This is a genomic window from Halomarina oriensis, assembly GCF_009791395.1.
GTDB classification, from domain to species: domain Archaea; phylum Halobacteriota; class Halobacteria; order Halobacteriales; family Haloarculaceae; genus Halomarina; species Halomarina oriensis.
This window is the reverse complement of sequence record NZ_WSZK01000015.1, coordinates 362,425-383,213: the sequence shown is the minus strand read 5'-3', so window position 1 is coordinate 383,213 and position 20,789 is coordinate 362,425. Positions and strand designations below refer to the sequence as shown.

Genomic DNA, 20,789 nt, shown 5'->3' with positions numbered 1-20,789 from the left:
CTCTGATGGCCAGTCGCGGGACGGTGACGAGTGCGGTCGGGAGCGTGAGGCCGAGCTGTCGACGCAGCTTCGTCGACGCTCCTCTCCGACGCGGTTCTCGGCCGGAACCGGACCGCCGAGAGCGGCGAGCGGGCGTGTCGGCGTTCTCGTCACGATACGTGGTCGCAGCTAACGACGTCTCGAAACGTACTTCAGGACTGTCACGTGACTGTCGACCATGCACCGCCGCCTGGTCCTCGCAGGTCTCGCCGCCGGCGCGACGTCGCTCGCCGGGTGTCAGCGCGTCCTCCGGAGTCGGGAGTCACGGACGACCGAAGCGACGTTCGAGGTCCCGACGGACACGCCGCTCGCGGTCGCCCTCGACAACGGGAGCGTCGGTCTCGCCCCGTACGACGGCGACGTCCTCGACGTGACCGCCACCGTCAGCGGCCCGTCGCAGGAGGCCATCGAGGGCGTCGAGGTGGTCGCCGTGGAGAACGACGGCGAACTCCTGCTCACCCGGCAGGTGCGGGAGGCCGCCGCGAGCGCGTCGGTCAGCGTCGGTCTCGACGTCCGGTACCCCCGCGGTCTGCCGGTGACGCGCGTCGAGACCGACAACGGCTCGTTCGACGTCGCCGTGACCGCCATCACCGACGAGGCCCGGTTCCAGACCGCCAACGGGTCGTTGCAGGTGGCGCTCTCGCCTGCGCTCGACGCGACGGTCGAAGCGACGACCGACAACGGGTCGCTCACCGTCGAAGGGTTCGACTTCGAGGTCGACGAGACCGCCGGGACCGCCAGCGGCACCGTCGGCGACGGGTCGAACCGGCTCACCCTCCGGACGGACAACGGGTCGCTCCGAATCGTCGCGTACGAGAGGTGAAGTGGGCGCTCGCTGCGGACCGGTGGCCGACGTCCCGTTCGGTGGTCCGGTCGTGACGCCTTTCGGTCTCGTACGAGACGGCGTGCGCTCTTCGGTCCTCGCGGAATCCTGGCAGAAGCGGACGGCCCGTTCGTCATCATATTTCCCTACAGTTATAATGGCCCCACAAGTGTCGGTCAAAGCCATACCTGAATCGCTGTGTTTCTGCATTCTATGCAACAGGGTGACACGGGTTGTGGCAACACGACCAGACGGACGGTGCTAGGCGCGACGGGAACGGCACTCGCAGCGAGCGTCGCGGGATGTCTCGGGAACGGGGACGAGAGCAACGACAGCGGTGGCGGCGGCGACGGACAGACCACCGGTGACAGCAGCGGCGGTGGGTCGAGCGGGACGTTCAGCACCGAGGCGACGGTGACCCACTGGCCCATCCTCATGTACTCCCCGCCGTACCAGGCGGCGCTCGACCAGGGGTACTTCGAGGAGGAGGGCGTCGACATCGAGAACTTCGTCGGGTCGTCGGGCGGCGGGACGACGGTTCGGAACGTCGTCACCGGCGGCCTCGCGTTCGGGGAGGTGGCGACGCCGGCGGCGGTCAACGCCTACTACGCCGGCGCGCCGCTGACCATCATCGGCAGTGCGACGAACACGCCGGGGACGATCAACTGGGTCGCCCCGAAGGGGTCGGACGTCAGTTCCATCACCGACCTCGCCGGGAAGAAGGTCGGCTACACCAGCGCCGGGTCGGTGACGCAGAACACCTCGGCGCTCGCGGTCAAACGCGCCGACGGTATCAGTCCCGACGACGTCGAGTTCCAGGCGATGGGTGGTGTCAGTGAGGGTCTCACCGCTCTCGACAAGGGCTCTATCGCCGCCGCGGCGAACCTCGACCCCGTGTTCAGTTCCCAGCAGGCCGGCGAGGAGCAGTGGCAGGTCGCCTTCTGGGCGAAAGACTACATCGAGGAGTTCCAGCAGACGTGTCTCATCGCGGGCGGGGACGTCCTCGAACAGAACCCGGAGGCGGTTCGGGGGTTCATGCGCGCTCGCGCTCGCGGCGTCCAGTTCGTCCGGGAGAACCCCGAGGAGATGGCCGAGATATTCGCCTCCCACAACGAGGGCTACGACGCCGACGTGATGGCGGCGGCCATCGAGAACGTCGGCCCCGACGAGTACTACACGGAGAACGGGTTCTCCGTCGGCGGCCTCCGGACCATCGAGGAGGGGATGAAGAACATCGACCTCATCGACCGGGACGTCGAGTGGACGGAGATCATCGACCAGTCGTACCTGCCCGAAGAGAAGCACGTCGACCTCTCACAGCTGTAATGCTCGACATCACCGACATCTCGAAGACGTACGGACTGGGCGACGACCGCGTCAGCACCATCGTCGCGCTTGACGACATCGACCTCACCGTCGACCGCGGGGAGTTCGTCTCCATCATCGGTCCGACGGGGTGTGGGAAGTCGACCCTGTTCGAGGTCATCGGCGGGCTGGTCGACCCGACCGCCGGCGAGGTGACCATCGAGGGGTCGCCGGTCACCGGCCCCGACGAACGCATCGGGATGGTGTTCCAGGACCACAGCACGTTCCCGTGGCTCTCGGTCGTCGAGAACGTCGAGTTCGGCCTGCGTCGTAGCGGCGTCGAGAAAGGGGAGGCCCGCGACCGTGCGATGGAGATGATCGAACTCGTCGGCCTCTCGGGGTTCGAACACGCCGACCCGACCGAACTCTCGGGCGGGATGAACCAGCGTGTCGCCATCGCCCGGACGCTCGTGATGGAACCGGACATCGTCCTCATGGACGAACCGTTCGGCGCACTCGACGAACAGACGCGACTCATCCTCGGCGAGGAACTGCTGCGTATCTGGCGGGAGACGAACGCCACCATCCTGTTCGTCACCCACAACATCAACGAGGCGGTCCAGCTCTCGGACCGTATCGCCGTGATGAGCGCCCGACCGGGGACGTTCAAGACCATCGTCGACAACGACATCCCCCGGCCCCGTGACGACGACACGATGTCGACCGACGCGTTCAACGACCTCGTCCAGCGCCTCTGGACCGTGTTGAAAGACGAGAGCAAGAAGGGGCTCTCCCAGAAGGCCCAGCAGGCCGGGGCCGAGCAGTGATGTCCGAGGTCGACAGGGGGTTCGGCGTCGACCTCGGTCTCTCCCGGACGAACAAGGTCCGCCTCGTCCAGGCGCTGGTCGTCCTCGGCGTCGTCGGGTTCGTCGAGTTCGCCCCCCGACTCGGCCTCGTCTCGCCGACGACGCTCATCCCGCTGTCGGAGATGGTCGACGAACTCGCCGGTCTGCTCGGATCGGGCGACCTCACGCCCCACCTGATACAGACGTTCGTGGCCGTCTTCGGCGCGTTCGCGCTCGCACTCGTCGTCGGTATCGGGGCGGGCGTCGTCCTCTGGAAGGTGGAGTCGCTCAAGCAGGTGCTCGACCCGTACCTGCTCATCTACTACGCGGTGCCCTTCTTCGCGTTCTACCCGCTGCTCGTCTCGCTCATCGGGCTGGGTATCGCGCCCATCCTGCTCATCGCGTTCGGGTTCAGCGTCGTCATCATCGTGACGAACACGGCGTCGGGCCTGGGCGAGATTCCCGAGTCGTACGTGCTCGCGGGCCGCGACATGAACCTCTCGACCTGGCAGATGCTACGTCACGTCTACTTCCCGGCGTCGGTGCCCTACGTCTTCACGGGGCTGAAACTCGGGTTCGTCTACGCGCTCATCGGCACCATCGCCAGCGAGTTCATCCTCGCCGACAGCGGACTGGGCTGGCTCATCGCGTACAACTACAACAACTTCGACGTGCGTGGGATGTACGCCGCGATGCTGTTCGTCGTCGTGCTCGCACTCGTGATGAACGGTGTCCTGAGCTACGTCGAGAACCGGCTCTACCGGAGGGTCCGGACGTGAGCACCCGGAGTACGCGGTTCCGGTTCGACGGCGACGTCGTCCTGCTCGGGCGGGTGGCCGTCCCGCTGGTCGTCCTCGCGCTGTGGCAGGTGCTGGCGATGTCGGTCAGCGGCTTCGCCCTCGCGACGCCCGCCGCCACGTTCGAGGCGTTGGTCGGCGGATTCCGCTCGGGCTGGATGATAGACGGCCTCCAGCGGACGATGACGGAACTGGTCGTCGCCTACGCTCTGGCCATCGTCGTCGGCATCTGGGTCGGCGTCGTCCTCGGTCTGAACGACTTCTGGCACGACGTCTTCGAACCCATCGTGCTGGGAACCTACGCCATCCCGAAGGTGACGCTGTTCCCCATCTTCCTGTTCGTCTTCCAGTTCGGGATGGACTCGAAGATAGCGTTCGGCTGGTTCCACGGCGTCTTCCCGGTCGCCATCCTCACGATGTCGGCGATGGCCACCATCGAGGACACCCACCTCGACGTCGCGCGGTCGCTGCGCCTCTCGCGCTGGCAGACGTTCCGACACGTCGTCGTGCCGTCCATCCTGCCGGGGCTGGTCATCGGTCTGCGACTGGGGTTCAACCTGACGTTCCTCGGCATCGTCCTCGGGGAGATGTTCGCCTCGCGGGCGGGACTGGGCTACACGCTCGTCGAGTACATCGCGGGCGTCCAGACCGCCCCGATGCTCGCCATCATCGTCGTGCTCGTGCTCATCGCCACCGTGGTCAACGTCGGGTTCTTCGCGCTGGAGAACCACCTCGGGTCGCGTGGCTCGGACACGGCGCAGATGGCCTGAGACCTCCTCCGTTCTCTTCGTCCGACCGCTCTGACGCGAGCGGCGTCGCTCGACGCCGTGTCGTCTCGAAAGCGGAGAGTGGCAGCGCCGAACCGCCGCCGCTACCGGTCGGTGAACTCCGTGTCGGCGAACTGCGCGTCGGTGAACGCCAGCGCCTCGTCGGTCCCCATCGGTCCCTCGCGGGCCAGTGCGTCCAGCAACGTCTCGACGTGGTCGGGTGTCGGTTCGACGCCCACCCGTTCGAGCAGGACCCGTGCCGCCGACCGACCGGTCCCGCGGCCGAACAGGAGTCGACGCTCGCCGCCGAACTCCGCGGGGTCGAACGGCTCGAAGACGCTCGGCTCTCGCAGCATCGCCGCGGTGTGGATGCCCGACTCGTGTTCGGTCACCTCCTCGCCGAGGATACCCTTCCGCGGTTCGACCGACTCGCCGAGGTGGTCGAGGACGGCCTCACACGTCGGGACGAGTCGCCGTTCGTCGACGCCGAACGAGGAGCCGTACTCGGTCGCGCCCGCGACGACGACCTCTTCGAGCGCGGGGTTGCCCGCCCGCTCGCCGAGCGAGGCGACGCTGACGTCGGCTCTCGCCACGCCGGCCTGGTAGGCCGTCAGCGCGTTGGCCGTCGCCAGCCCGACGTCGTCGTGGAAGTGGACGCCGATACGGTCGAGACCGACCGCCCGTTCGACGTCGGCGAGCAGCGACGCCACCGACGGCGGCGCGCGCGCCCCGACCGTGTCGGCGAGCGTGATGTACGGCACGTCGGCGAACCGCTCGGCGAACGCGACGAGATGCTCGGGGTCGGTCCGGAACGCGTCGACGAGGCTGACGTGGGCTTCCGCGCCGCCGTCGACCGCTCGGTCGACCGCCTCACGGGCCATCGCCGTCGCCTCCTCGCGGGAGTTCCCGAGCGCGTACTCCAGTTGGCGCTCGGACAGCGGGATGATGACCTCGACGACGTCGGCCTCGGCGTCGAGGGCGGCGTCGACGTCGCCGGCGACCGACCGGGCGAGCGCGACGGTCGGAGCGTCGGTCTCGGCGCTCAGGCGACGGATCGCCTCGCGGTCCTTCTCGCCGGTCACCGGGAACCCCGCCTGGACGAAGCCGACGCCGAGGTCGTCGAGGGCCTTCCCTGCCGCGACCTTCGCCTCGACGGAGTAGTCTCGGCCGGGCATCTGGTCGCCCTCGCGGAGCGTCACGTCGTTGAGGAGCATCAGATGACCCCCGCCTCGCGGAGTTCGTCGTAGCGCTCGGGGTCGAGACCGAGGTCCTCGAGGAAGTAGCCCGCGTTGTGCTGGCCGTGGTCCGGGCCGGCGTGACGGACCTCGCCGGGCGTCCGCGAGAACTTCGGGACGGTGTTGGCGGTCCGTATCGACCCGAGCGCCGGGTCGTCGACCTCCACGACGTCCTCGCGGGCGCGGTACTGTTCGTCCTCGAAGACGTCGCTCATGTCGTAGACGGGGCCGACGATGGCGTCGTGGGCCTCCATCGTCTCGATGGCTGCCTCGGTGGTGCGCTCGCGGGTCCACGCCTCGATTTCGGCGTCGAGCGCCGCGGCGTTGCGCACCCGGTCGTCGTTCGTCTCGAAGCGGGGGTCCGCGACGAGGTCCGGTCGGTCCATCGCCTCCGCGACGTTCTCGAAGATGCGCTGGGAGGACGCCGAGAGCGTCATGTGGCCGTCTGCGGTCTCGTAGACGTTCCGGGGGGCGGCGCTCGGGTGGCGGTTGCCGGTCCGCTCGCGGGTCTCTCCGAGCGCGTCGTACGCCTCAACGTCGCCGAAGAACAGGCGGAACAGCGGTTCGTAGAGGCTCACGTCGACGACCTGACCGACGCCGCTCCCACCGTCTTCGCCCACCTCGCGTTCGTAGAGCGCGAACATCGTCGACTGGACGGCGAACAGCGCGGCCATCAGGTCCGCGAGACTGATGGGCGGGAGAAGCGGTTCGCGGTCGGGGAAGCCGTTGGCGTGCGCCCACCCGGAGAGACCCTCGGCGACGGTGCCGAAGCCGGGTTTCTCCGAGCGGGGGCCGGTCTGGCCGTACCCAGAGAGGCGGACGACGACCAGTTCCGGGTTGTGCTCGTGGAGCGTCTCCGGGTCCAGGTCCCAGCGTTCGAGCGTCCCCGGGCGGAAGTTCTCGAAGAAGACGTCCGCCTCCGAGACCATCTCCAGCAGCACCTCGCGGCCCGCCTCGGCGCTCAGGTCGAGGGTGACACAGCGTTTGTTCCGACCGATGGACTTCCACTTCAGGGAGGTGTCGCCGTCGAACGGCGGCCACTCCCGGAGCGGGTCCCCGACCTCCGGGTGTTCGACCATCACCACGTCCGCGCCGAAGTCGGCGAGTTGAGCGGTGGCGAACCCGCCGCTGATCATCCCCGAACAGTCGACGACGGTGAGTCCGCTCAGCGGCGGGCCACTATCGTGGTCTGACATACCACGATTGAGCGACCGTGGGTGAATGTAGTCTTTCCCGAGATGTGTAGGTGGTTTATACGACTGACTTAAGGCAAAGGTGCCGTGTTCCCGGCCATTCATATGCGTTCGGTCGAAGAGGGCGACGACGAGCACGCACCATGTTCACGACTACCATCGACATCGACCTGGACGCCGACTACGTCCTCAGCGACCTGGCGGCTATCGACGACGGGTCGTTCCCCATCTACTACTTCGAGACCATCGACGACGAGAACATCCGGTTCGTCATGGACGCGGGGGAGCACCGCGACGCCATCGCGGAGGCGCTGGCGGCGAGCGACGCGGTCCACGACCTGGAGTACGTCCCCGAGACGCAACTGGTCATCACGAAGCGGTCTTCCGGTGTCCTGCCCATCATCCGCGAACACCACGGCATGTTACAGCAGATGAACCAGTTCGACGGGACTCGGCGGACGTTCGACGTCATCATCTTCAGTCGGGACGACCTCAGGGCGATCATCAGCGACCTGCGTGACCTCGGCACCGTCCGTCTCTCGCGCATCCACCCCATCGGGAACCCGACGTCGGCCCTGTCGGCCCGCCAGTCCGAGGTGGTCACGCTCGCGTACGAGTCGGGCTACTTCGACTGGCCCCGAAGGTCCGACGCCGAGACGCTCGCCGCGGAACTCGGTATCAGTCACACGACGTTCCTCGAACACCTCCGGAAGGGCGAACGGAAACTCATCGGCGAGGCGTTGAGCAGCGCCCTGCCGACGACGGAGTTAGCCGACCAGTAGCCACCCACTGGACGGGGAGGTCGGTTCGGCGTCGCGGTGACGGTCCGCCGCCGGCGACGCCCGTGTCCGCCCGCCGCTCGCCGGCGTGGGCCGCCGACGCGGGTCGCTCCTGCACCGACGGAGCCGACCGGTTCGCTGCCTGCGGTAAAGGTCACAATACAGGCCCGAGGCGGCCGTGCAACAGTCATCGTTGCAACGCTCCTACGTTCTTGGCGCTCAATAACAATCACCTCGTAACAAATACTGTGAGCTGTCATGTCTCGATCCGACGCGGGAGTCTCTTCGACGCACACGGCGCGAGGAGACCACAAGACTATCCACCAGTTGACCGGCTTCCAGCGCGACCTGTTGTACTGTATCGCCGGCCTCGACCGACCGTCGGGACAGTCCATCAAGGAGAAACTCGAGGGTCGCTCCGACCGCCAGATCACGCACGGCCGTCTCTACCCCAACCTCGACACGCTCGTCGAGACGGGTGTCGTCACGAAAGGCGAAATCGACCGCCGGACGAACTACTACGCCATCTCCGAGGCGGGTGTCGAGGCGCTCGAAGCGTACCACGAGTGGGCCGGTTCACAGCTCCCCTGAGGACGTCCGCTCGGTTCGGCCGGGTCGTCGGCGGCCCCACCCGTCGAGCGGACGAACAGCCATCCCGGTCGCGCACCATTCGGAGCTATGCACGTCCCGACGCCGGCGGACTTCCACGAACTCGACCGCTGGGGCATCATCGAGGACCCCACGGCGGCTATCACCGACTACAGCGAGGCGCGTGAGCGGGCACGCTGGGCGAACGAACGGCACCAGCGAGCGCACGACGAACACGCCGAGAACACCTCCGAGGCGTTCCTCGACGACCCACAGTCGTACTTCCGGTCGCTGGAGCGGCCCATCGACCGGCCGAAGTGGGCGTACCTGAAACGCCGAAAGGCGTGGTTCCACCCCCCGGTCGGCTGGGACCGGTTCGCCGCGCCCGGCACCGCCCGCCTCCTCGACGTGGGGTGTGGTGACGGCGACCAGACCCTGCGCGTGGCCGAACACGTCGCCGGTCGGTGGGTAGCGGCTGACTACGACGGCTTCCCGCTGGAGGTCGTCGGGGTCGACCTGAGCGCGTCCAGAGTCGAGAACGCCCGTCGACTCGCCGACTCGCCCCACCCGAAGATAACCGTCCGGTTCGAGCAGGGCGACGTCCTCGACGGTCTCGGCTACGCCGACGACTTCTTCGACTACTCGCTGGCGATGGGTCTCTTCGAGGTGCTCGACGACGACCACGCCACGGCGGCACTCGACGAGATGACCCGCCTCAGCGCTCACGGGATGTACGTCCGTGACCTCCTCGACGAGTATCCCGGTCTCCAGCCACGGCCTCACCTGGCCGAGAGCCTGACCGACCGCGGCTTCGAGTCCGTCGCGTCCCACCGCGTGTTCGAGGAACCGTTCGTCGAGGAGGGGACCCGCGACCCGCTGGCGGTCTGGCCGATGAACGTCCACCAGGTGCTGTTCGCGGCGGCGTCGGCTCCTCCGGACCCGACGGACCGATACTGAGACCGAGCGCCGCCGCTCGGCGGTTCTGCGCCGAAAAGGGCGGTGACGAGGACGCCCTTCCAATGATAGCCGTGCCGACGTCGCGTCGACGACGGACCGTCCGTGTTCTCGATACATGACGGTGCGTGTCGTGGCAAGTGTTGACGGCCGACTCTCCCTGCCGACAGTTCCCTCGGTGGTACTGTCTCACGGACGTGACACAGCGAAGGGCTAACCGAATTGGTGTGGTGACTACTCACATGCACGTCAGAAGGGCGACCGACCGGGACGTAGCGCCGATACGGGAGGTGGCGAAACGCTCGTGGACGACCGACTATCCGGACATCGTGACCCGCGAAACCGCCGAGGAGGCGGTCGACGACTGGTACGCACCGGAGCGTCTCGCCGCGGAACTCAGGGACAGTCGGACGCTCGTCCTCGTCGCCGACGACGGCGGCCTCCGTGGGTTCGTCCACGCGACCTGGAACGTCACCGACCGCGAGGGCTACATCCTCCGACTGTACGTCGACCCGGACCACCGCCGGGAGGGCGTCGGCCGCACACTCCTCGACCGGACGACGACCGAACTCGTCGACGCCGGCGTCGACCGCATCAACGCGATGGTGCTCTCCGCGAACGAACCGGGGAGACAGTTCTACGAGGGGTTCGGCTTCGAACACGCCGACGAACGGCAGACCACCGTCGGCGGTCGGTCGTACCCCGAGTCCCGGTACGTCTTCGACCGGGACGGGGACTGAACCGGAGGCGGTGGGGAAACGCGGAACGTGGAGCCTTCAGCGCGAGAGCGGTGGTCGGCCGGGCGCGTGGCGCGCCTCGTTGAGAGCGTCACAGACCGACCCCTGACCGGTCATGTTGACGTTGGCGAGTCGTGAGCGGTGGTAGACGAGGTCGAACCGGTCTGCGGCGATGGGGTCGCCGTCGGGGTTCCGGAACAGCTCCGGGTGGTCGTCGCCGAGCAGGCCCGTCACGTCGGCGCGCTGGCGGTAGGCGGCGATGGGGTCGTGGTCGACGGCGACACAGAACGCGCCCTCCGCGAGCGTCACCGTCGCCGTCTCGTCGTCCAGCGTGAGGTCGGCGGCCGTGAGTGTCCGAATCTGGTCGTCGGTGAGGCCGGCCTCGCGGAGCGCGTCGATGGCGTCGTACTGGCGGGCGAGTCGTGACTTCGCGTCGAGCGTCGCCCGAATCTCGTCGACGCCACCGTCGGCGTCCGGGAACACCGTGCCGAACGTCGACCGGCGGTTGACGCCCGCCGTTATCTCGTCGTCGTGCATGTGTTCGCGCAGTCGGACCGTACAGCGCGTGACGCCCTCCAGTGTCTCTACCTCGTCGCGGGCGTCGGTCGCCATCATCCAAGCGAAGGCCGGCGAGCACCACGCCGTCGGGAGCGTGAAGGTGACGTGGACCCTGCTTCCGAGCAGTCGAATCTCGTCGACGTACTCCAGGTCGACGATGGACTCGTCGAGTTCGGGGTCGGTCACTCGCCGCAGGCGCTCGCGGACGGTAGCACGGGTCGTGGCCGCTCCCGTTCGAGCGTTCGTCGCCATCAGTCGGCGGCCGCCCCCGTCTCCTCGTAGTGTGCTTCGAGGCCGAACTCCTCGGTGACGTCGTCGCTGGCGAACGCCTCCTTCTTCGCCTCGATGTCGATGTCGTAGAGTTCGGCGGCGTTCTCACCCATCACCTTCTTCATCACGTCCGTGGTGAGTTCGACGCCGTACTCGTCGCGTTGCTCCTGGGTGAGTTCGGCGTTCATCACCGTCTCGACCAGCCAGTCGGGGTTCCACAGCGCGTAGTCCGACCCGAACAGGACGTGGTCCTCGTCCATCCAGAACAGCAGTTCGCCCATTATCTCGCCGAACTTCCGGGGACGGTTCTGGGCCATCGGTGCGGCCACCGCGAGGCCGCCGTAGACGTTCGGTTCCTGGGCCGCTATCCAGCAGAAGTCGTCGAGGCGGGGCAGGCCGAGGTGCTCGACGACGAAGTTGAGTTCCGGAAAGGAGGTGGCGGCGTCGTCCACGTCGTTGACGTCGAAGGCGTCGCGGTTCAGCGGCCGAATCGTCGGGCCCTTGTGCGGGTGGATGTTCTCGATACCGAGGTCGACACACAGTTCGAGGAAGTCGAAGGCGTCGTCGCTGTCGAGTCGCCACCCCTTCGAACCCTCGTGCCACTCGGCCGTGTAGAGTTTGACGCCCTGGAGGTCGTGTTCCTCGTTCTGCCGTTCGAGTTCGCGCATCCCCGAGAGACCTTCACGCGGGTCGAACCGGCCGTTGAGGACGAACCGTTCGGGGTACTGTTCGGTGATGCTCGCGTTGTCCTCGATGGTGTTGAAGCCGTCCTCGTAGAACTCCTTCAGGTACGTCGGCTGGAAGATACCCATGTCGACGGCCGCGTTGCCAAAGAGGTCGTTCAGCATCCGCTCTTCCTCGTACTTCCGGTACTCTTCTAGCGACCACTGGCGCTCTTCGGGCGTGAACCCGGTGTGGTAGTCGTAGAAACACTGGATGAACTGCTCACCGCCCTCGTGGGTGATGTTCTCCTCGCTGGCGTCCCAGTAGTGAAGGTGCGAGTCGATGACGAATATCTCCTCGCCGTCCTGTTCGTACATCGCAGTGTGGCATGCGGTATCATGACATTTGTATCTTGCTCGGTTTTCGAACGTAGTAAACCGTTCTCCGAGACTGAGTAACGACTATTGGGCAGTGCTGTCATACGCCGAACGATGCACGCCGCGCGACTCCACGAGTACACCGACGACATGAGCGAGGCACTGACCATCGAGGACGTCGACCGGCCGACACCGACCGCGTCGGACGGTGTCGTCGTCGACATCGCCGGCGCGGGGTGGTGTCAGACGGACAACCACGTCGTCGAGGGGATGTGGGAGGAGTACGTCCCGCAGGACCTCCCGATGACGCTCGGCCACGAGAACGCGGGCCACGTCGCCGAGGTTGGCGAGGAGGTGACCGTCGTCGAGGAGGGCGACCCGGTCATCTGTCACCCGGTGATGACCTGCGGGACGTGTCGCCCCTGTCGACTCGGCGAGGATATGTACTGTGAGAACGTCGCGTTCCCCGGTCTGACCCACGACGGCGGGTTCGCCGAGTCGCTCCTGACGAACGAACGGGCGGTCATCCCGCTCCCCGAAGGGACGGACCCGACGGACATCGCGCCACACGCCGACGCGGGCATCACCGCGTACCACGCCGTGAAGAAGGCCGTCGCCGAACTGAACCCGGGCGACACCGCCGTCGTCGTCGGCGTCGGCGGCCTCGGCCACATCGGCCTCCAGTGTCTCGACGCGATGAGCGCCGCCACCGTCGTCGCCCTCGACCCGAAGGAGGCGGCCCGTGACCTCGCCAGTGACCTCGGGGCACACCACACCGTCGACCCGTCCAGCGAGGACGTCGCGGCGGTCGTGAACGACCTCACCGACGACCGCGGAGCGAAGCAGGTCGTCGACTTCGTCGGGGCCGACGAGACGACCGCACTCGGCCCGGACGTCCTCGCCTCGGGCGGCGACCACCACGTGGTCGGCTACGGCGGGCACGTCCACGAACCCGCCCAGACGCTCGTCGACGGCGAGTTCGCCTACCGTGGGACGCTCGTCGGGCGCTACACCGAACTCCAGGAACTCGTCGCGCTGGTCGACCGGGGTGACGTCGAACTCCGGACGACCCGCTACGACCTGGAGGACATCAACACGGTCGCCGAGAAACTCGAACACGGCGACATCGAGGGGCGGGCGGTCCTCACGCCGTAGCGTCGGGCGGGTCTCCCGTCGCGGTAAGACCGCTCGCTCCCGTCGTCTTCGGCCGCCACCCGAACCACCAAGTTCCGACCTGTCGAACGAGGGGGCATGCCGTGGCACGTGATGCCCGAGTACGACAGTTACGAGCGTGCCCGAGAGACGTTCGAGTGGTCGCTTCCCGAGCGGTACAACCCGGCGGTCGACTGCCTGCGGAAACACGAGTCACCCGCCCCCGAGGAGCGAGTCGCGCTCCTCGACGCGGCGACGGGTGAGCGCTACAGTTTCGCCGACGTCGACGAACGAGCGTGTCGGCTGGCCAACGGCCTCGCCTCGCTGGACGTCGAACCGGGTGACCGGGTCGGCGTCGTCTCACCACAGCGCCCCGAGACGCCCATCGCGCACCTCGCGTGCTGGCTGCTGGGGGCGGTCACCGTCCCGCTGACGACGCTGTTCGGGCGGGACGCGCTCGCCTACCGCCTCGACGACGCCGAGGCCCGCGTCGTCGTCTTCGACCCGCAGGTCGAGGCGGCCCTCGCCGCCGCCAGCGAGGAGTGTCCCGACCTGGAGACCGCAGTCGCGCTCGACGAGCACCCGCTCTACGCCGGTGACCGCGACGGTTCCGACGACGCGGACACCGCTCTCCCGTTCGACTGCGACGTGGTCGGGTACCGAACGCTCGTCGCGGACCGTTCGGCGACGGTCGACCCCCACGACGCGACGCCGGACACCGACTCCGCCATCATGTACACCTCCGGGTCGACGGGGCCGCCGAAGGGCGTTCGCCACCGCCACGCGGTCTGGGCGGGGCGAGCGGCGGCCGCCCACACGTTCTTCGACGCCGGCCTCGGGGCCGAGGCGGTCTGCTGGACGCCCGCCGACTGGGCGTGGGGGTCGGCGCTCGGCGGCCTGTTGCTGGGGACGTGGCACTACGGCGGGACGGTGGTCGCCGCGCCGATGGCCGGGTTCGACCCCGAGGCGGCGTTCTCGGTCCTCGACGCGTTCGACGTGACCCACGCGCTGATTCCGCCGACCGCACTCCGGATGTTGATGAACGCGACGCCGCCCGCGGCCCTCCCGCTCGAAGCCATCGCGTCGGCGGGCGAACCGCTCACGCCCGAGATACTGGACTGGGCCGACGAGCGTCTCGACGACGTCGCGGTCAACGAGTACTACGGCCAGACCGAACTCAACCTCGTCGTCGCCAACTCGCGGTGGTTCGAGGTGCGTCCCGGGAGTATGGGGAAGGCGCTACCGGGCTACGACATCGCGGTCCTCGACCCCGAGACGCGCGAGGAACTGCCCGCCGGCGAGGTCGGTGAACTCGCCGTCCGGTCGGGTGACGAACGCGTCTTCTTCGCGGAGTACTGGAATCGCCCCGAGGCGACCGCCGAGAAGCGCCACGACGGGTGGTTCCTGACCGACGACCTCGTCTCGCGCGACGACGCGGGCTACGTCCGGTTCGAGTCCCGTGCCGACGACGTCATCATCACCTCGGGCTACCGTGTGGGGCCGCTCGAAGTCGAGCAGGTGGTGCTCGACCACCCGGCGGTCGAACAGGTCGGCGTCGTCGGCGTCCCCGACGACACGCGTGGCGAGGTCATCAAGGCGTTCGTGGAACTCGTCCCCGACGTCGAGGGGGACGCCGACCTCCGGGCGGAACTCCAGGAGCGTGCCCGCGAACGACTCGCGGCCTACGAGTATCCCCGCGAAATCGAGTTCGTCGAGTCGCTCCCGAAGACCTCCTCGGGAAAGATTCGGCGCGTCGAGTTGCGCGACCGCGCGGAGTAGCGATTCGGACCGCGGCCGACCCCGTCGCGTGCTGTCTCTCGGCGAGGCCCGTCGCCGTCAGTCGTCGCCCGCGGTGCGCTCGTCGTCGGTGTCGCTCGCCGTCGAACCGTCCGCCGTCGGGTCGTCGCTCGTCGGGTCGTCGCTCGTCGAGTCGGCCGTCGTCACGAGTGCCATCGCCCGTCGCTCCGGTTCGGTCGCCTCCGGCGGCGGCAGTTCGGCCGCGAGGTCGGCGAGGTAGCCGAACGCGTAGACGTCCACGCTGTGGTCCTCGTCTCGCTCGGCCGTGTGCCGGTCCGTCCAGTCGAGCGCCGGGTCGAGTCCATCCACCGTCCGTGCGAACGGACACGCCCGGCAGACGACCCCGTACCGGTCGTCGGTCGTGGACGTCTCGTCGTCGCGTGTCGTGTCGTCCGTCCGCTCGGGTCGGCCTCTGACTCGACTCGACTCCCCTCTGTGCATGGTCAGTTGAACTGGGTCGAGACTTGGTCGAGACCCGCTTCGACGTCGACGACGTCGACGGTCCCGTCTCCCGTAATCGACACCTGGTGGTCGTCGACGCGGAACCGAACCCCGTGCACCCCTCCCCGTCCGGCGTCGGTCCGCCCCCCGACGAGCGACTCCAGCGCGTCGGTGTCGACGTAGTCGTGTAGCGGCGGGAGCTCCAGCGGGTCCGCGTCGCGTGCGGCCGCGAGTTTCTCGACGATAGCGAGCAGGACCGAGTCGGTGGGCGTATCGGCCGTGGTGGTAGTCATCCTTTCAGTGGTTCGCGCCGTTACGGATAGGCCGATCCGATAACGTGATATCGGGAGCACGTCCGCCGACGCTAGTATTCTAGCACCGGTGGGTCAGTCGTCGTCGAAGACGAGGCCGAACAGTTTGCGCTCGCCCGTCCTGATGTGGCGGCTGACGGTCGGCTGAGAGATACCGAGGAGGCCGGCGAGTTCCTTCCCGCTCGTCTCGCGTGGCCACTCGAAGAAGCCGCTGAAGTACGCGGTTTCGAGCACCTCCTGCTGTCGCACGGTCAGATGCTCCTTGTAGCTAGCCTCGAACTCCGCGACGCTCTGGACCGGTCGGTTCCGCGTCCGTCTGGCGAGCAGTTCCGCTTCGTCGTAGCGCCGGACGAACGTCCGGATGAACGTCTGGACGTCGCCGCTCTGGGGTAGTTCCACGGTGACGCGCCCGCCGTCTTCGTCGACGACCATCCCCGTCGGGTGGGCACCGTAGCCGAGCAGTTCGCTGAAGAAGCCGTCGTCCGTGACGACCGCCTCGTAGCGGCTTCGCGTCTCTTCTTCGCTCAACAGCGTGAGTCGCTCGATGGTCGGTGTCCGCTCGGCGAAGTGGTAGACCGCCTCCGGCGTGGCTCCGTCGACGGCGAAGAACACGCGGAACGTCTCGTCGCTGCGTTCGACCAGTCCGTCCAACTCGAAGGTCCCGCCGGTCTCCCGAGCGAGTGCGACGGGTGGCACCGAGGGGTCGTCGACGCCGAGCGTGAGTTCGACGGCGCTGTCGCTCACGAGCGCCTTTCGGCGTTCGATGGCGTTGATGGCGTAGCCGACCATCCGGCCGAGTTCGTCCAGGACGGCGACCTCCGTCTCGTCGAAGACGTTCGGTTCGCTCGCGTAGAGGTTCAACACGCCGTAGACCGTCTCGCGGTAGACCAGCGGGACGGAGATGCTGGCGCGATACCCCCGCTGCATCGCCTCGGTTCGCCACGGCTCGAACGGCGGGTCGGTGTGGAGGTCGTTCTGGACGGCTGGTTCGCCGGTCCGGAGCGCCGTCCCCGCCGGCCCGAGACCGGTCGGTTCCTCGTCGGCGGTGACGGTGATGGCGTCGAGGTAGCCGTCCTCGCGGCCGGCGCTCGCCCGCGGTTCGATCCGGTCGGTCCCCGGTCTGTGCTCGCCGACCCACGCGAAGAGGTAGGGGTCCGCCTCGGCGAGTTCCGCACAGAGCGCCGCCTCGACCTCGGTCCGGGTGGACGCCTCGGTGAGTTCGCGCGTCAGTCCGCGGATGACACCGTTGAGTCGGTCGACCCGCTCTAAGGACTCGTTGCGCTCTTCGAGACGCGCTTTCTGTGTGCGGAGTGCCTGCTCGCGGTCGACCCGGTCGAGCGCCGCGATGGCGTTGGCGACGAGGATGCGTGCGACCAGCGCGTCCGTCTCGGTGAACGACCCGTGAGTCGTCGCGCCGGCGACGAACACGCCGTGGCTCCCGACGGGGAGGACGATGGCGCTCTCCAGTGGCGTCTCGCCGGTCGGTTCCTCGCGGAGGTCGTCGAACACCCGCCCGGCGCTCTCGGCGTACACCTGCCAGAGCAGTCCCCACTCGGAGTCGAACAGCGGTCCCTCCCCCACCACCTCGACGAGTTCCGGTGAGCGTGGTCCCGGCCGGAGCGCCCCGCTCGCCTCGTCGTAGAACTCGACGGTGGTCAGCGGCAGGTCGAGTATCTCGCGTGCGCCCTCGACCACGATGTCCGCGACGTCGCCGGGCGTCTCGGCGACGGTCAACGCCTGACCGACCTCGTTGAGGGCCACGAGACGCTCCTCACGGCGCTTGCGGTCGCTGATGTCGCGGACGACGCCCGCTCGGCCGACGGTGTCCTCGTCGCTGGCGAACAACGAGATGCGTGCCTCCACGGGGACGCGGTCGCCGGTCGCAGTGGTGAGCGTCGTCTCCATCGTCGCCTCGTCCGTTCTCCCGTCCAGAATATCCGCCTGGAGCGCACTGGCCGCCTCGGTGACGTCGTCGCCGACGATGTCGCTCGCCGGGCGGCCGAGGAGTTCCGTCCGGTCGTAGCCAATCAACTCGCAGTACGCGTCGTTGACGACGACGAACCGGTCCGCCTCGTCGAGGGCGTACAGACCGTCACCGACGGTGTTCATCGCCGTCTCCTGCTGTAGGAGGCGACGTTCGCGGCGCTTTCGGTCGGTCACGTCGTGCAGCGACAGGACCGTCGTGGTCGACGGCCTCTCGTCGACGTCGAGCGGTGTGCCGTGGACCGAGAGCCAGCGCGTCTCCCCGCCGACGAGCAGGCGAAGCACCCCGGAGACGGACTCCCCGACCTCCGCGAGTCGTCGGTACGGTGCTTCGTCGCCGGCGACCGGTCGTCCGTCGAACGACAGCAGTTCGACGTCGAGGTCGTCGTACCCGAAGGGTGGGTCCAGGTCTTCGGCACCCAGAATCTCCGCGGCGCGGTCGTTGCTGTAGCTGAACGTCCCGTCGGTGCCGAGGATGGCGATGCCGACCGGACTGGTCTCCAGGATGCGCTCGTTGAGGTTGCGCTCGGCTCGCAGGGCCGTCTCCGCCTCCAGTCGCTCCATCAGTCGGCCGAGGTCGGCGGCGATGGTCCGGGTCGCCTCCAGCATCCCCTCGTCGACCTCGCGGGGTTCCTCGAGGAAGAACACCAGCACGGCGACGACGCTCCCGTCGCTCACGATGGGGACGCCGAGCGCCGCACGCAGACCCGCGTCCGCCGCGGCCGCCGACCGCTCGAACGGGGCGTCGGTGCCGGTCACGTCCACCATCCACTCGGCCGTCGCCGTCTCCCAGACCCGGCCGACGAGGCCCTCGCCACGCTCGAACCGCCAGTCGGTGGTCGTCGCCCCGAACGCTTCGCTCGCCGCCGAGGTGGTGTAAGAGCCGTCGACACACCCCAGTCGCTCGTCCCGTGCCGTCCAGGCCTCGCCGTACTGCCAGTCCATCGCCGACCCGACGGCGTCGAGCGCGATTCGGAGGCCGTCCTCGAAGGAGTCCGCGCCGAGGATTCGCTGGGTCGCGTCGTGGTACAGGTCGCGTTCGGCCGCGAGTCGCTTCCGGTCGGTGACGTCGCGCATGACGCCGGTGAAGTAGCGCTCGCCGTCGTCGACGAACTCCGAGAACGCGACGCTCAGCGGCACCGTCTGCCCGTCGGCCCGCCGACCGGGGAGTTCGATGTCGTTCCAGTCGATGGTCCGCTCGCCCGTCTCCAGATACCGTGTCAGCCGTTCGCGGTGGCGGTCGACGAGGTCGGGCGGAATCAGCGTCGTCAGCGGTTCGCCGACCAGTTCGTCGGGGTCGTAGCCGAGCACGTCCGTCACCGCCGGGTTGGTGTAGCGGATCGTCCCACCCTCGTCGACCGTGACGATGGCGTCCGACGTCGTCGCGGCCAGCGCCGTCAACTGCTGGCGCTCCGTGGGCGACTCGGCCGAACGACGACCGGTCCCGAGGTGGGTCTCGACGTGGTGGGCGACGACGGCCCGCTTCTCCGGCCCGGTGTAGTGGACCACCTCGTCGACGCCCGCGGCGTACGCGTCCTCGATGAGCGCCGCGGTCGGGTCGTCCGCGAGGAGAATCGTCACCGCCTCGGGGTAGTGAGCGAGACACCGTCGAAGCGCCTCCAGTCCCTCGCCGTCGGCGAGGTCCTGCGAGGCGACGATACAGGTCGGCCCCGGCCGGTCGGGGAACTGCTCGCCCGTCTCGACGCCGGCGACCGCTTCGTAGTGGACCGTCCCTTCGAAAGCACGCAGTCGTTCTCGGAGGACCGAGAGACGCTCGTCGCTCGTCCCGATCGACAGGACCGTGATCGTATCTGCAGGGTGGACAAGCGGCACTGTCTCTATCTCGATTTCCTTCACACTTTGCTGTTGGGATAAAACGAGGTCGCTTGACATGGCAGGCACCCGTATCGACCATCGAATTATCCGAAACGATGATACTCTCGAACCCCTATCAATCTACGATGCTAGCCATCGTCCCGGTCGGGCGCTCAATCTGTAGCGACCACGGCCAGGGTGCGGTGCTGGCAACGTTCAGCTATGGCTCTCAGTGAACCCCTCGTGACGGTCGGCCTGACCTGGCTCTGTATCGCGGCGTACGCCGCGCTGATGTACTACTGGGCGGTCGTCCCCCAGTACGAACAGAACCTCGCGGCCCGCTCGAACCCGTAGTGCGCGTCGCTCGCTTGCGTCAGCAGGCCACACGACCACCTGCCACTCCCGTGTCCACGGGCGCATGCTCGGTGCGCTCCGGTCGATACTCCGTTCGGCGGTCAGTCTCGTGATCGCGATCGTCACGTTCCCGTTGCGTGTCCTCCGGCGACTGCTGTAGCCGACGGTCCGTCGGCCGTCGCCGGTCCGCGCTCGCCGCAGCAACGCTCATCCGACGCAAGCCCGTTCGACGGACATGAACGCCGCGCTGCTCACCGTCGGCGACGAACTGCTCGCCGGTGACATCGAGAACACGAACGCGACGTGGATCGCCCGCCAACTCGCCGACCGCGGGGTGACGCTCGCCCGCATCGCCGTCGTCCCCGACGACGTCGCGGTCATCGCCGAGTACGTCCGCTCTTTCTCCGAGGGGTTCGACGCCGTCGTCGTCACCGGCGGCCTCGGCGGGACGCCCGACGACCTGACGATGGACGGCGTGGCGGCCGCGTTCGACCGCCCGCTCGTGGTGAACGAGACCGCCCGCGAGGACATCGAACGGACGGTCGAAGCCGTCCGCGACGAGTACCCGGACCTCGACCTGGACGTCGAGCGCCACGCCTCCATCCCCGAGGGCTCCCGCCCCTTGCTCAACACGGACGGCCTCTCGCCGGGGTGTGTCGCCGAGAACGTCTACGTGATCCCGGGCATCCCCCGCGAGATGAAGGCGATGTTCGCGGGGTTCGCCGACGACTTCGCCGGGAACCGGGTCACCAGGACGTTCGAGACGTCGATGGTCGAAGGTGAGGTGACGCCGACGCTACAGGACGCCCGCGAGGAACTGCCCGACGTGGCCCTCGGGTCGTACCCGTCACGCGGCGAGGAACCCAACCGTATCAAGGTGACCGGCGAGGACGAGGCGGCGCTCGACGCGGCCGAAGCGTGGCTCCGCGAGCACGTGAGGATTCTGGGCGAGGTCGAGGACGGAAACCGGACCGCGTAGCCGCGAGCGGTCGGTCGCCGAGCGTCG

General features: G+C 68.0%; 20 protein-coding genes. 13 read left to right on the top strand and 7 right to left on the bottom strand.

The features are described 5' to 3' along the window. Positions 1 to 217: 217 nt before the first annotated feature. From GQS65_RS08500 to GQS65_RS08480, 5 genes are all read left to right on the top strand, one after another. Positions 218 to 862, top strand: coding sequence for a DUF4097 family beta strand repeat-containing protein (locus GQS65_RS08500; protein WP_158204202.1), 645 nt, complete (start codon positions 218 to 220; stop codon positions 860 to 862). Between the two features lie 213 nt (positions 863 to 1,075). Further along, on the top strand, positions 1,076 to 2,188 hold the full coding sequence (locus tag GQS65_RS08495; protein ID WP_158204201.1) for an ABC transporter substrate-binding protein: 1,113 nt from the start codon (positions 1,076 to 1,078) through the stop codon (positions 2,186 to 2,188). Beyond that, the gene (locus GQS65_RS08490) at positions 2,188 to 2,994 is read left to right on the top strand and encodes an ABC transporter ATP-binding protein (protein WP_158204200.1); all 807 of its coding nucleotides are present in this window, start codon (positions 2,188 to 2,190) and stop codon (positions 2,992 to 2,994) included. Before GQS65_RS08495 ends, GQS65_RS08490 begins: the two co-directional genes overlap by 1 nt. Beyond that, positions 2,994 to 3,791 carry an ABC transporter permease gene (locus GQS65_RS08485; protein ID WP_158204199.1) on the top strand — a complete coding sequence of 266 codons (798 nt, stop codon included), beginning with the start codon at positions 2,994 to 2,996 and terminating at the stop codon, positions 3,789 to 3,791. The genes GQS65_RS08490 and GQS65_RS08485 overlap by 1 nt, the downstream gene beginning before the upstream one ends. Next, positions 3,788 to 4,579: an ABC transporter permease gene (locus GQS65_RS08480; protein WP_158204198.1), complete on the top strand. Its 792-nt coding sequence runs from the start codon at positions 3,788 to 3,790 to the stop codon at positions 4,577 to 4,579. Before GQS65_RS08485 ends, GQS65_RS08480 begins: the two co-directional genes overlap by 4 nt. Before the next feature lie 101 nt (positions 4,580 to 4,680). Here the strand turns inward: GQS65_RS08480 and GQS65_RS08475 are convergent, their stop codons facing one another. Both GQS65_RS08475 and GQS65_RS08470 read right to left on the bottom strand, forming a co-directional pair. Then, positions 4,681 to 5,790 carry a LeuA family protein gene (locus tag GQS65_RS08475; RefSeq protein WP_158204197.1) on the bottom strand — a complete coding sequence of 370 codons (1,110 nt, stop codon included), beginning with the start codon at positions 5,788 to 5,790 and terminating at the stop codon, positions 4,681 to 4,683. Next, entirely contained in the window at positions 5,790 to 7,007 is a 1,218-nt protein-coding gene (locus GQS65_RS08470) for a CaiB/BaiF CoA transferase family protein (RefSeq protein WP_158204196.1), read from the bottom strand. Before GQS65_RS08470 ends, GQS65_RS08475 begins: the two co-directional genes overlap by 1 nt. Positions 7,008 to 7,147: 140 nt before the next feature. Between GQS65_RS08470 and GQS65_RS08465 the strand changes: the two genes are divergently transcribed. The 4 genes from GQS65_RS08465 to GQS65_RS08450 all read left to right on the top strand — a co-directional run bounded on the left by GQS65_RS08465 (position 7,148) and on the right by GQS65_RS08450 (position 10,065). After that, complete coding sequence (locus tag GQS65_RS08465; RefSeq protein WP_158204195.1) at positions 7,148 to 7,786, top strand: helix-turn-helix domain-containing protein; 639 nt, start codon at positions 7,148 to 7,150, stop codon at positions 7,784 to 7,786. A 315-nt stretch (positions 7,787 to 8,101) separates the two neighbouring features. Continuing rightward, a complete protein-coding gene (locus tag GQS65_RS08460) occupies positions 8,102 to 8,374 on the top strand; it encodes a helix-turn-helix transcriptional regulator (RefSeq protein WP_368280066.1) in 273 nt (90 codons plus the stop codon). An 87-nt stretch (positions 8,375 to 8,461) separates the two neighbouring features. Then, positions 8,462 to 9,328, top strand: a complete 867-nt coding sequence (locus GQS65_RS08455) for a class I SAM-dependent methyltransferase (RefSeq protein WP_158204193.1) — start codon at positions 8,462 to 8,464, stop codon at positions 9,326 to 9,328. Positions 9,329 to 9,567: 239 nt separating this feature from the next. After that, positions 9,568 to 10,065 (top strand): GNAT family N-acetyltransferase, encoded by a 498-nt coding sequence (locus tag GQS65_RS08450; RefSeq protein ID WP_158204192.1) that lies wholly within the window; start codon positions 9,568 to 9,570, stop codon positions 10,063 to 10,065. 36 nt (positions 10,066 to 10,101) lie between these two features. On the opposite strand, the gene GQS65_RS08445 is transcribed toward GQS65_RS08450, so the two are convergent. After that, positions 10,102 to 10,872, bottom strand: a complete 771-nt coding sequence (locus GQS65_RS08445; protein WP_158204191.1) for a metal-sulfur cluster assembly factor — start codon at positions 10,870 to 10,872, stop codon at positions 10,102 to 10,104. Continuing rightward, positions 10,872 to 11,930 carry an amidohydrolase family protein gene (locus GQS65_RS08440; RefSeq protein ID WP_158204190.1) on the bottom strand — a complete coding sequence of 353 codons (1,059 nt, stop codon included), beginning with the start codon at positions 11,928 to 11,930 and terminating at the stop codon, positions 10,872 to 10,874. The genes GQS65_RS08445 and GQS65_RS08440 overlap by 1 nt, the downstream gene beginning before the upstream one ends. Positions 11,931 to 12,044: 114 nt before the next feature. Here GQS65_RS08440 and GQS65_RS08435 point away from each other — a divergent pair, with 114 nt between their 5' ends. Together GQS65_RS08435 and GQS65_RS08430 are read left to right on the top strand one after the other, a co-directional pair. Then, positions 12,045 to 13,085, top strand: a complete 1,041-nt coding sequence (locus GQS65_RS08435; RefSeq protein ID WP_158204189.1) for an NAD(P)-dependent alcohol dehydrogenase — start codon at positions 12,045 to 12,047, stop codon at positions 13,083 to 13,085. A gap of 96 nt (positions 13,086 to 13,181) precedes the next feature. Beyond that, positions 13,182 to 14,861: an acyl-CoA synthetase gene (locus GQS65_RS08430; protein ID WP_158204188.1), complete on the top strand. Its 1,680-nt coding sequence runs from the start codon at positions 13,182 to 13,184 to the stop codon at positions 14,859 to 14,861. Positions 14,862 to 14,918: 57 nt separating this feature from the next. Here GQS65_RS08430 and GQS65_RS08425 read toward each other — a convergent pair whose 3' ends face one another. From GQS65_RS08425 to GQS65_RS08415, 3 genes are all read right to left on the bottom strand, one after another. After that, positions 14,919 to 15,320 carry a hypothetical protein gene (locus GQS65_RS08425; RefSeq protein ID WP_158204187.1) on the bottom strand — a complete coding sequence of 134 codons (402 nt, stop codon included), beginning with the start codon at positions 15,318 to 15,320 and terminating at the stop codon, positions 14,919 to 14,921. A 2-nt stretch (positions 15,321 to 15,322) separates the two neighbouring features. Beyond that, on the bottom strand, positions 15,323 to 15,613 hold the full coding sequence (locus GQS65_RS08420; RefSeq protein ID WP_158204186.1) for a HalOD1 output domain-containing protein: 291 nt from the start codon (positions 15,611 to 15,613) through the stop codon (positions 15,323 to 15,325). A 93-nt stretch (positions 15,614 to 15,706) separates the two neighbouring features. Beyond that, a complete protein-coding gene (locus GQS65_RS08415) occupies positions 15,707 to 19,507 on the bottom strand; it encodes a PAS domain S-box protein (RefSeq protein WP_158204185.1) in 3,801 nt (1,266 codons plus the stop codon). Between the two features lie 144 nt (positions 19,508 to 19,651). On the opposite strand from GQS65_RS08415, the gene GQS65_RS21885 reads away from it, so the two are divergent. Further along, a complete protein-coding gene (locus GQS65_RS21885) occupies positions 19,652 to 19,783 on the top strand; it encodes a hypothetical protein (protein ID WP_267902897.1) in 132 nt (43 codons plus the stop codon). Positions 19,784 to 20,018: 235 nt separating this feature from the next. Then, the gene (locus GQS65_RS08410; RefSeq protein WP_158204184.1) at positions 20,019 to 20,762 is read left to right on the top strand and encodes a competence/damage-inducible protein A; all 744 of its coding nucleotides are present in this window, start codon (positions 20,019 to 20,021) and stop codon (positions 20,760 to 20,762) included. The last annotated feature ends 27 nt before the right edge of the window (positions 20,763 to 20,789 follow it).

What these genes read in the sequence shown, in the direction of transcription:
- GQS65_RS08500 (WP_158204202.1), top strand. Translation starts at nt 218, where the DNA reads ATGCACCGCCGCCTGGTCCTCGCAGGTCTCGCCGCCGGCGCGACGTCG.
- GQS65_RS08435 (WP_158204189.1), top strand. Translation starts at nt 12,045, where the DNA reads ATGCACGCCGCGCGACTCCACGAGTACACCGACGACATGAGCGAGGCA.
- GQS65_RS08495 (WP_158204201.1), top strand. Translation starts at nt 1,076, where the DNA reads ATGCAACAGGGTGACACGGGTTGTGGCAACACGACCAGACGGACGGTG.
- GQS65_RS21885 (WP_267902897.1), top strand. Translation starts at nt 19,652, where the DNA reads ATGGCTCTCAGTGAACCCCTCGTGACGGTCGGCCTGACCTGGCTCTGT.
- GQS65_RS08415 (WP_158204185.1), bottom strand. Translation starts at nt 19,507, where the DNA reads ATGTCAAGCGACCTCGTTTTATCCCAACAGCAAAGTGTGAAGGAAATC.
- GQS65_RS08440 (WP_158204190.1), bottom strand. Translation starts at nt 11,930, where the DNA reads ATGTACGAACAGGACGGCGAGGAGATATTCGTCATCGACTCGCACCTT.
- GQS65_RS08410 (WP_158204184.1), top strand. Translation starts at nt 20,019, where the DNA reads ATGAACGCCGCGCTGCTCACCGTCGGCGACGAACTGCTCGCCGGTGAC.
- GQS65_RS08465 (WP_158204195.1), top strand. Translation starts at nt 7,148, where the DNA reads ATGTTCACGACTACCATCGACATCGACCTGGACGCCGACTACGTCCTC.
- GQS65_RS08445 (WP_158204191.1), bottom strand. Translation starts at nt 10,872, where the DNA reads ATGGCGACGAACGCTCGAACGGGAGCGGCCACGACCCGTGCTACCGTC.
- GQS65_RS08490 (WP_158204200.1), top strand. Translation starts at nt 2,188, where the DNA reads ATGCTCGACATCACCGACATCTCGAAGACGTACGGACTGGGCGACGAC.
- GQS65_RS08475 (WP_158204197.1), bottom strand. Translation starts at nt 5,790, where the DNA reads ATGCTCCTCAACGACGTGACGCTCCGCGAGGGCGACCAGATGCCCGGC.
- GQS65_RS08455 (WP_158204193.1), top strand. Translation starts at nt 8,462, where the DNA reads ATGCACGTCCCGACGCCGGCGGACTTCCACGAACTCGACCGCTGGGGC.
- GQS65_RS08430 (WP_158204188.1), top strand. Translation starts at nt 13,182, where the DNA reads ATGCCGTGGCACGTGATGCCCGAGTACGACAGTTACGAGCGTGCCCGA.
- GQS65_RS08470 (WP_158204196.1), bottom strand. Translation starts at nt 7,007, where the DNA reads ATGTCAGACCACGATAGTGGCCCGCCGCTGAGCGGACTCACCGTCGTC.
- GQS65_RS08485 (WP_158204199.1), top strand. Translation starts at nt 2,994, where the DNA reads ATGTCCGAGGTCGACAGGGGGTTCGGCGTCGACCTCGGTCTCTCCCGG.
- GQS65_RS08450 (WP_158204192.1), top strand. Translation starts at nt 9,568, where the DNA reads ATGCACGTCAGAAGGGCGACCGACCGGGACGTAGCGCCGATACGGGAG.
- GQS65_RS08425 (WP_158204187.1), bottom strand. Translation starts at nt 15,320, where the DNA reads ATGCACAGAGGGGAGTCGAGTCGAGTCAGAGGCCGACCCGAGCGGACG.
- GQS65_RS08420 (WP_158204186.1), bottom strand. Translation starts at nt 15,613, where the DNA reads ATGACTACCACCACGGCCGATACGCCCACCGACTCGGTCCTGCTCGCT.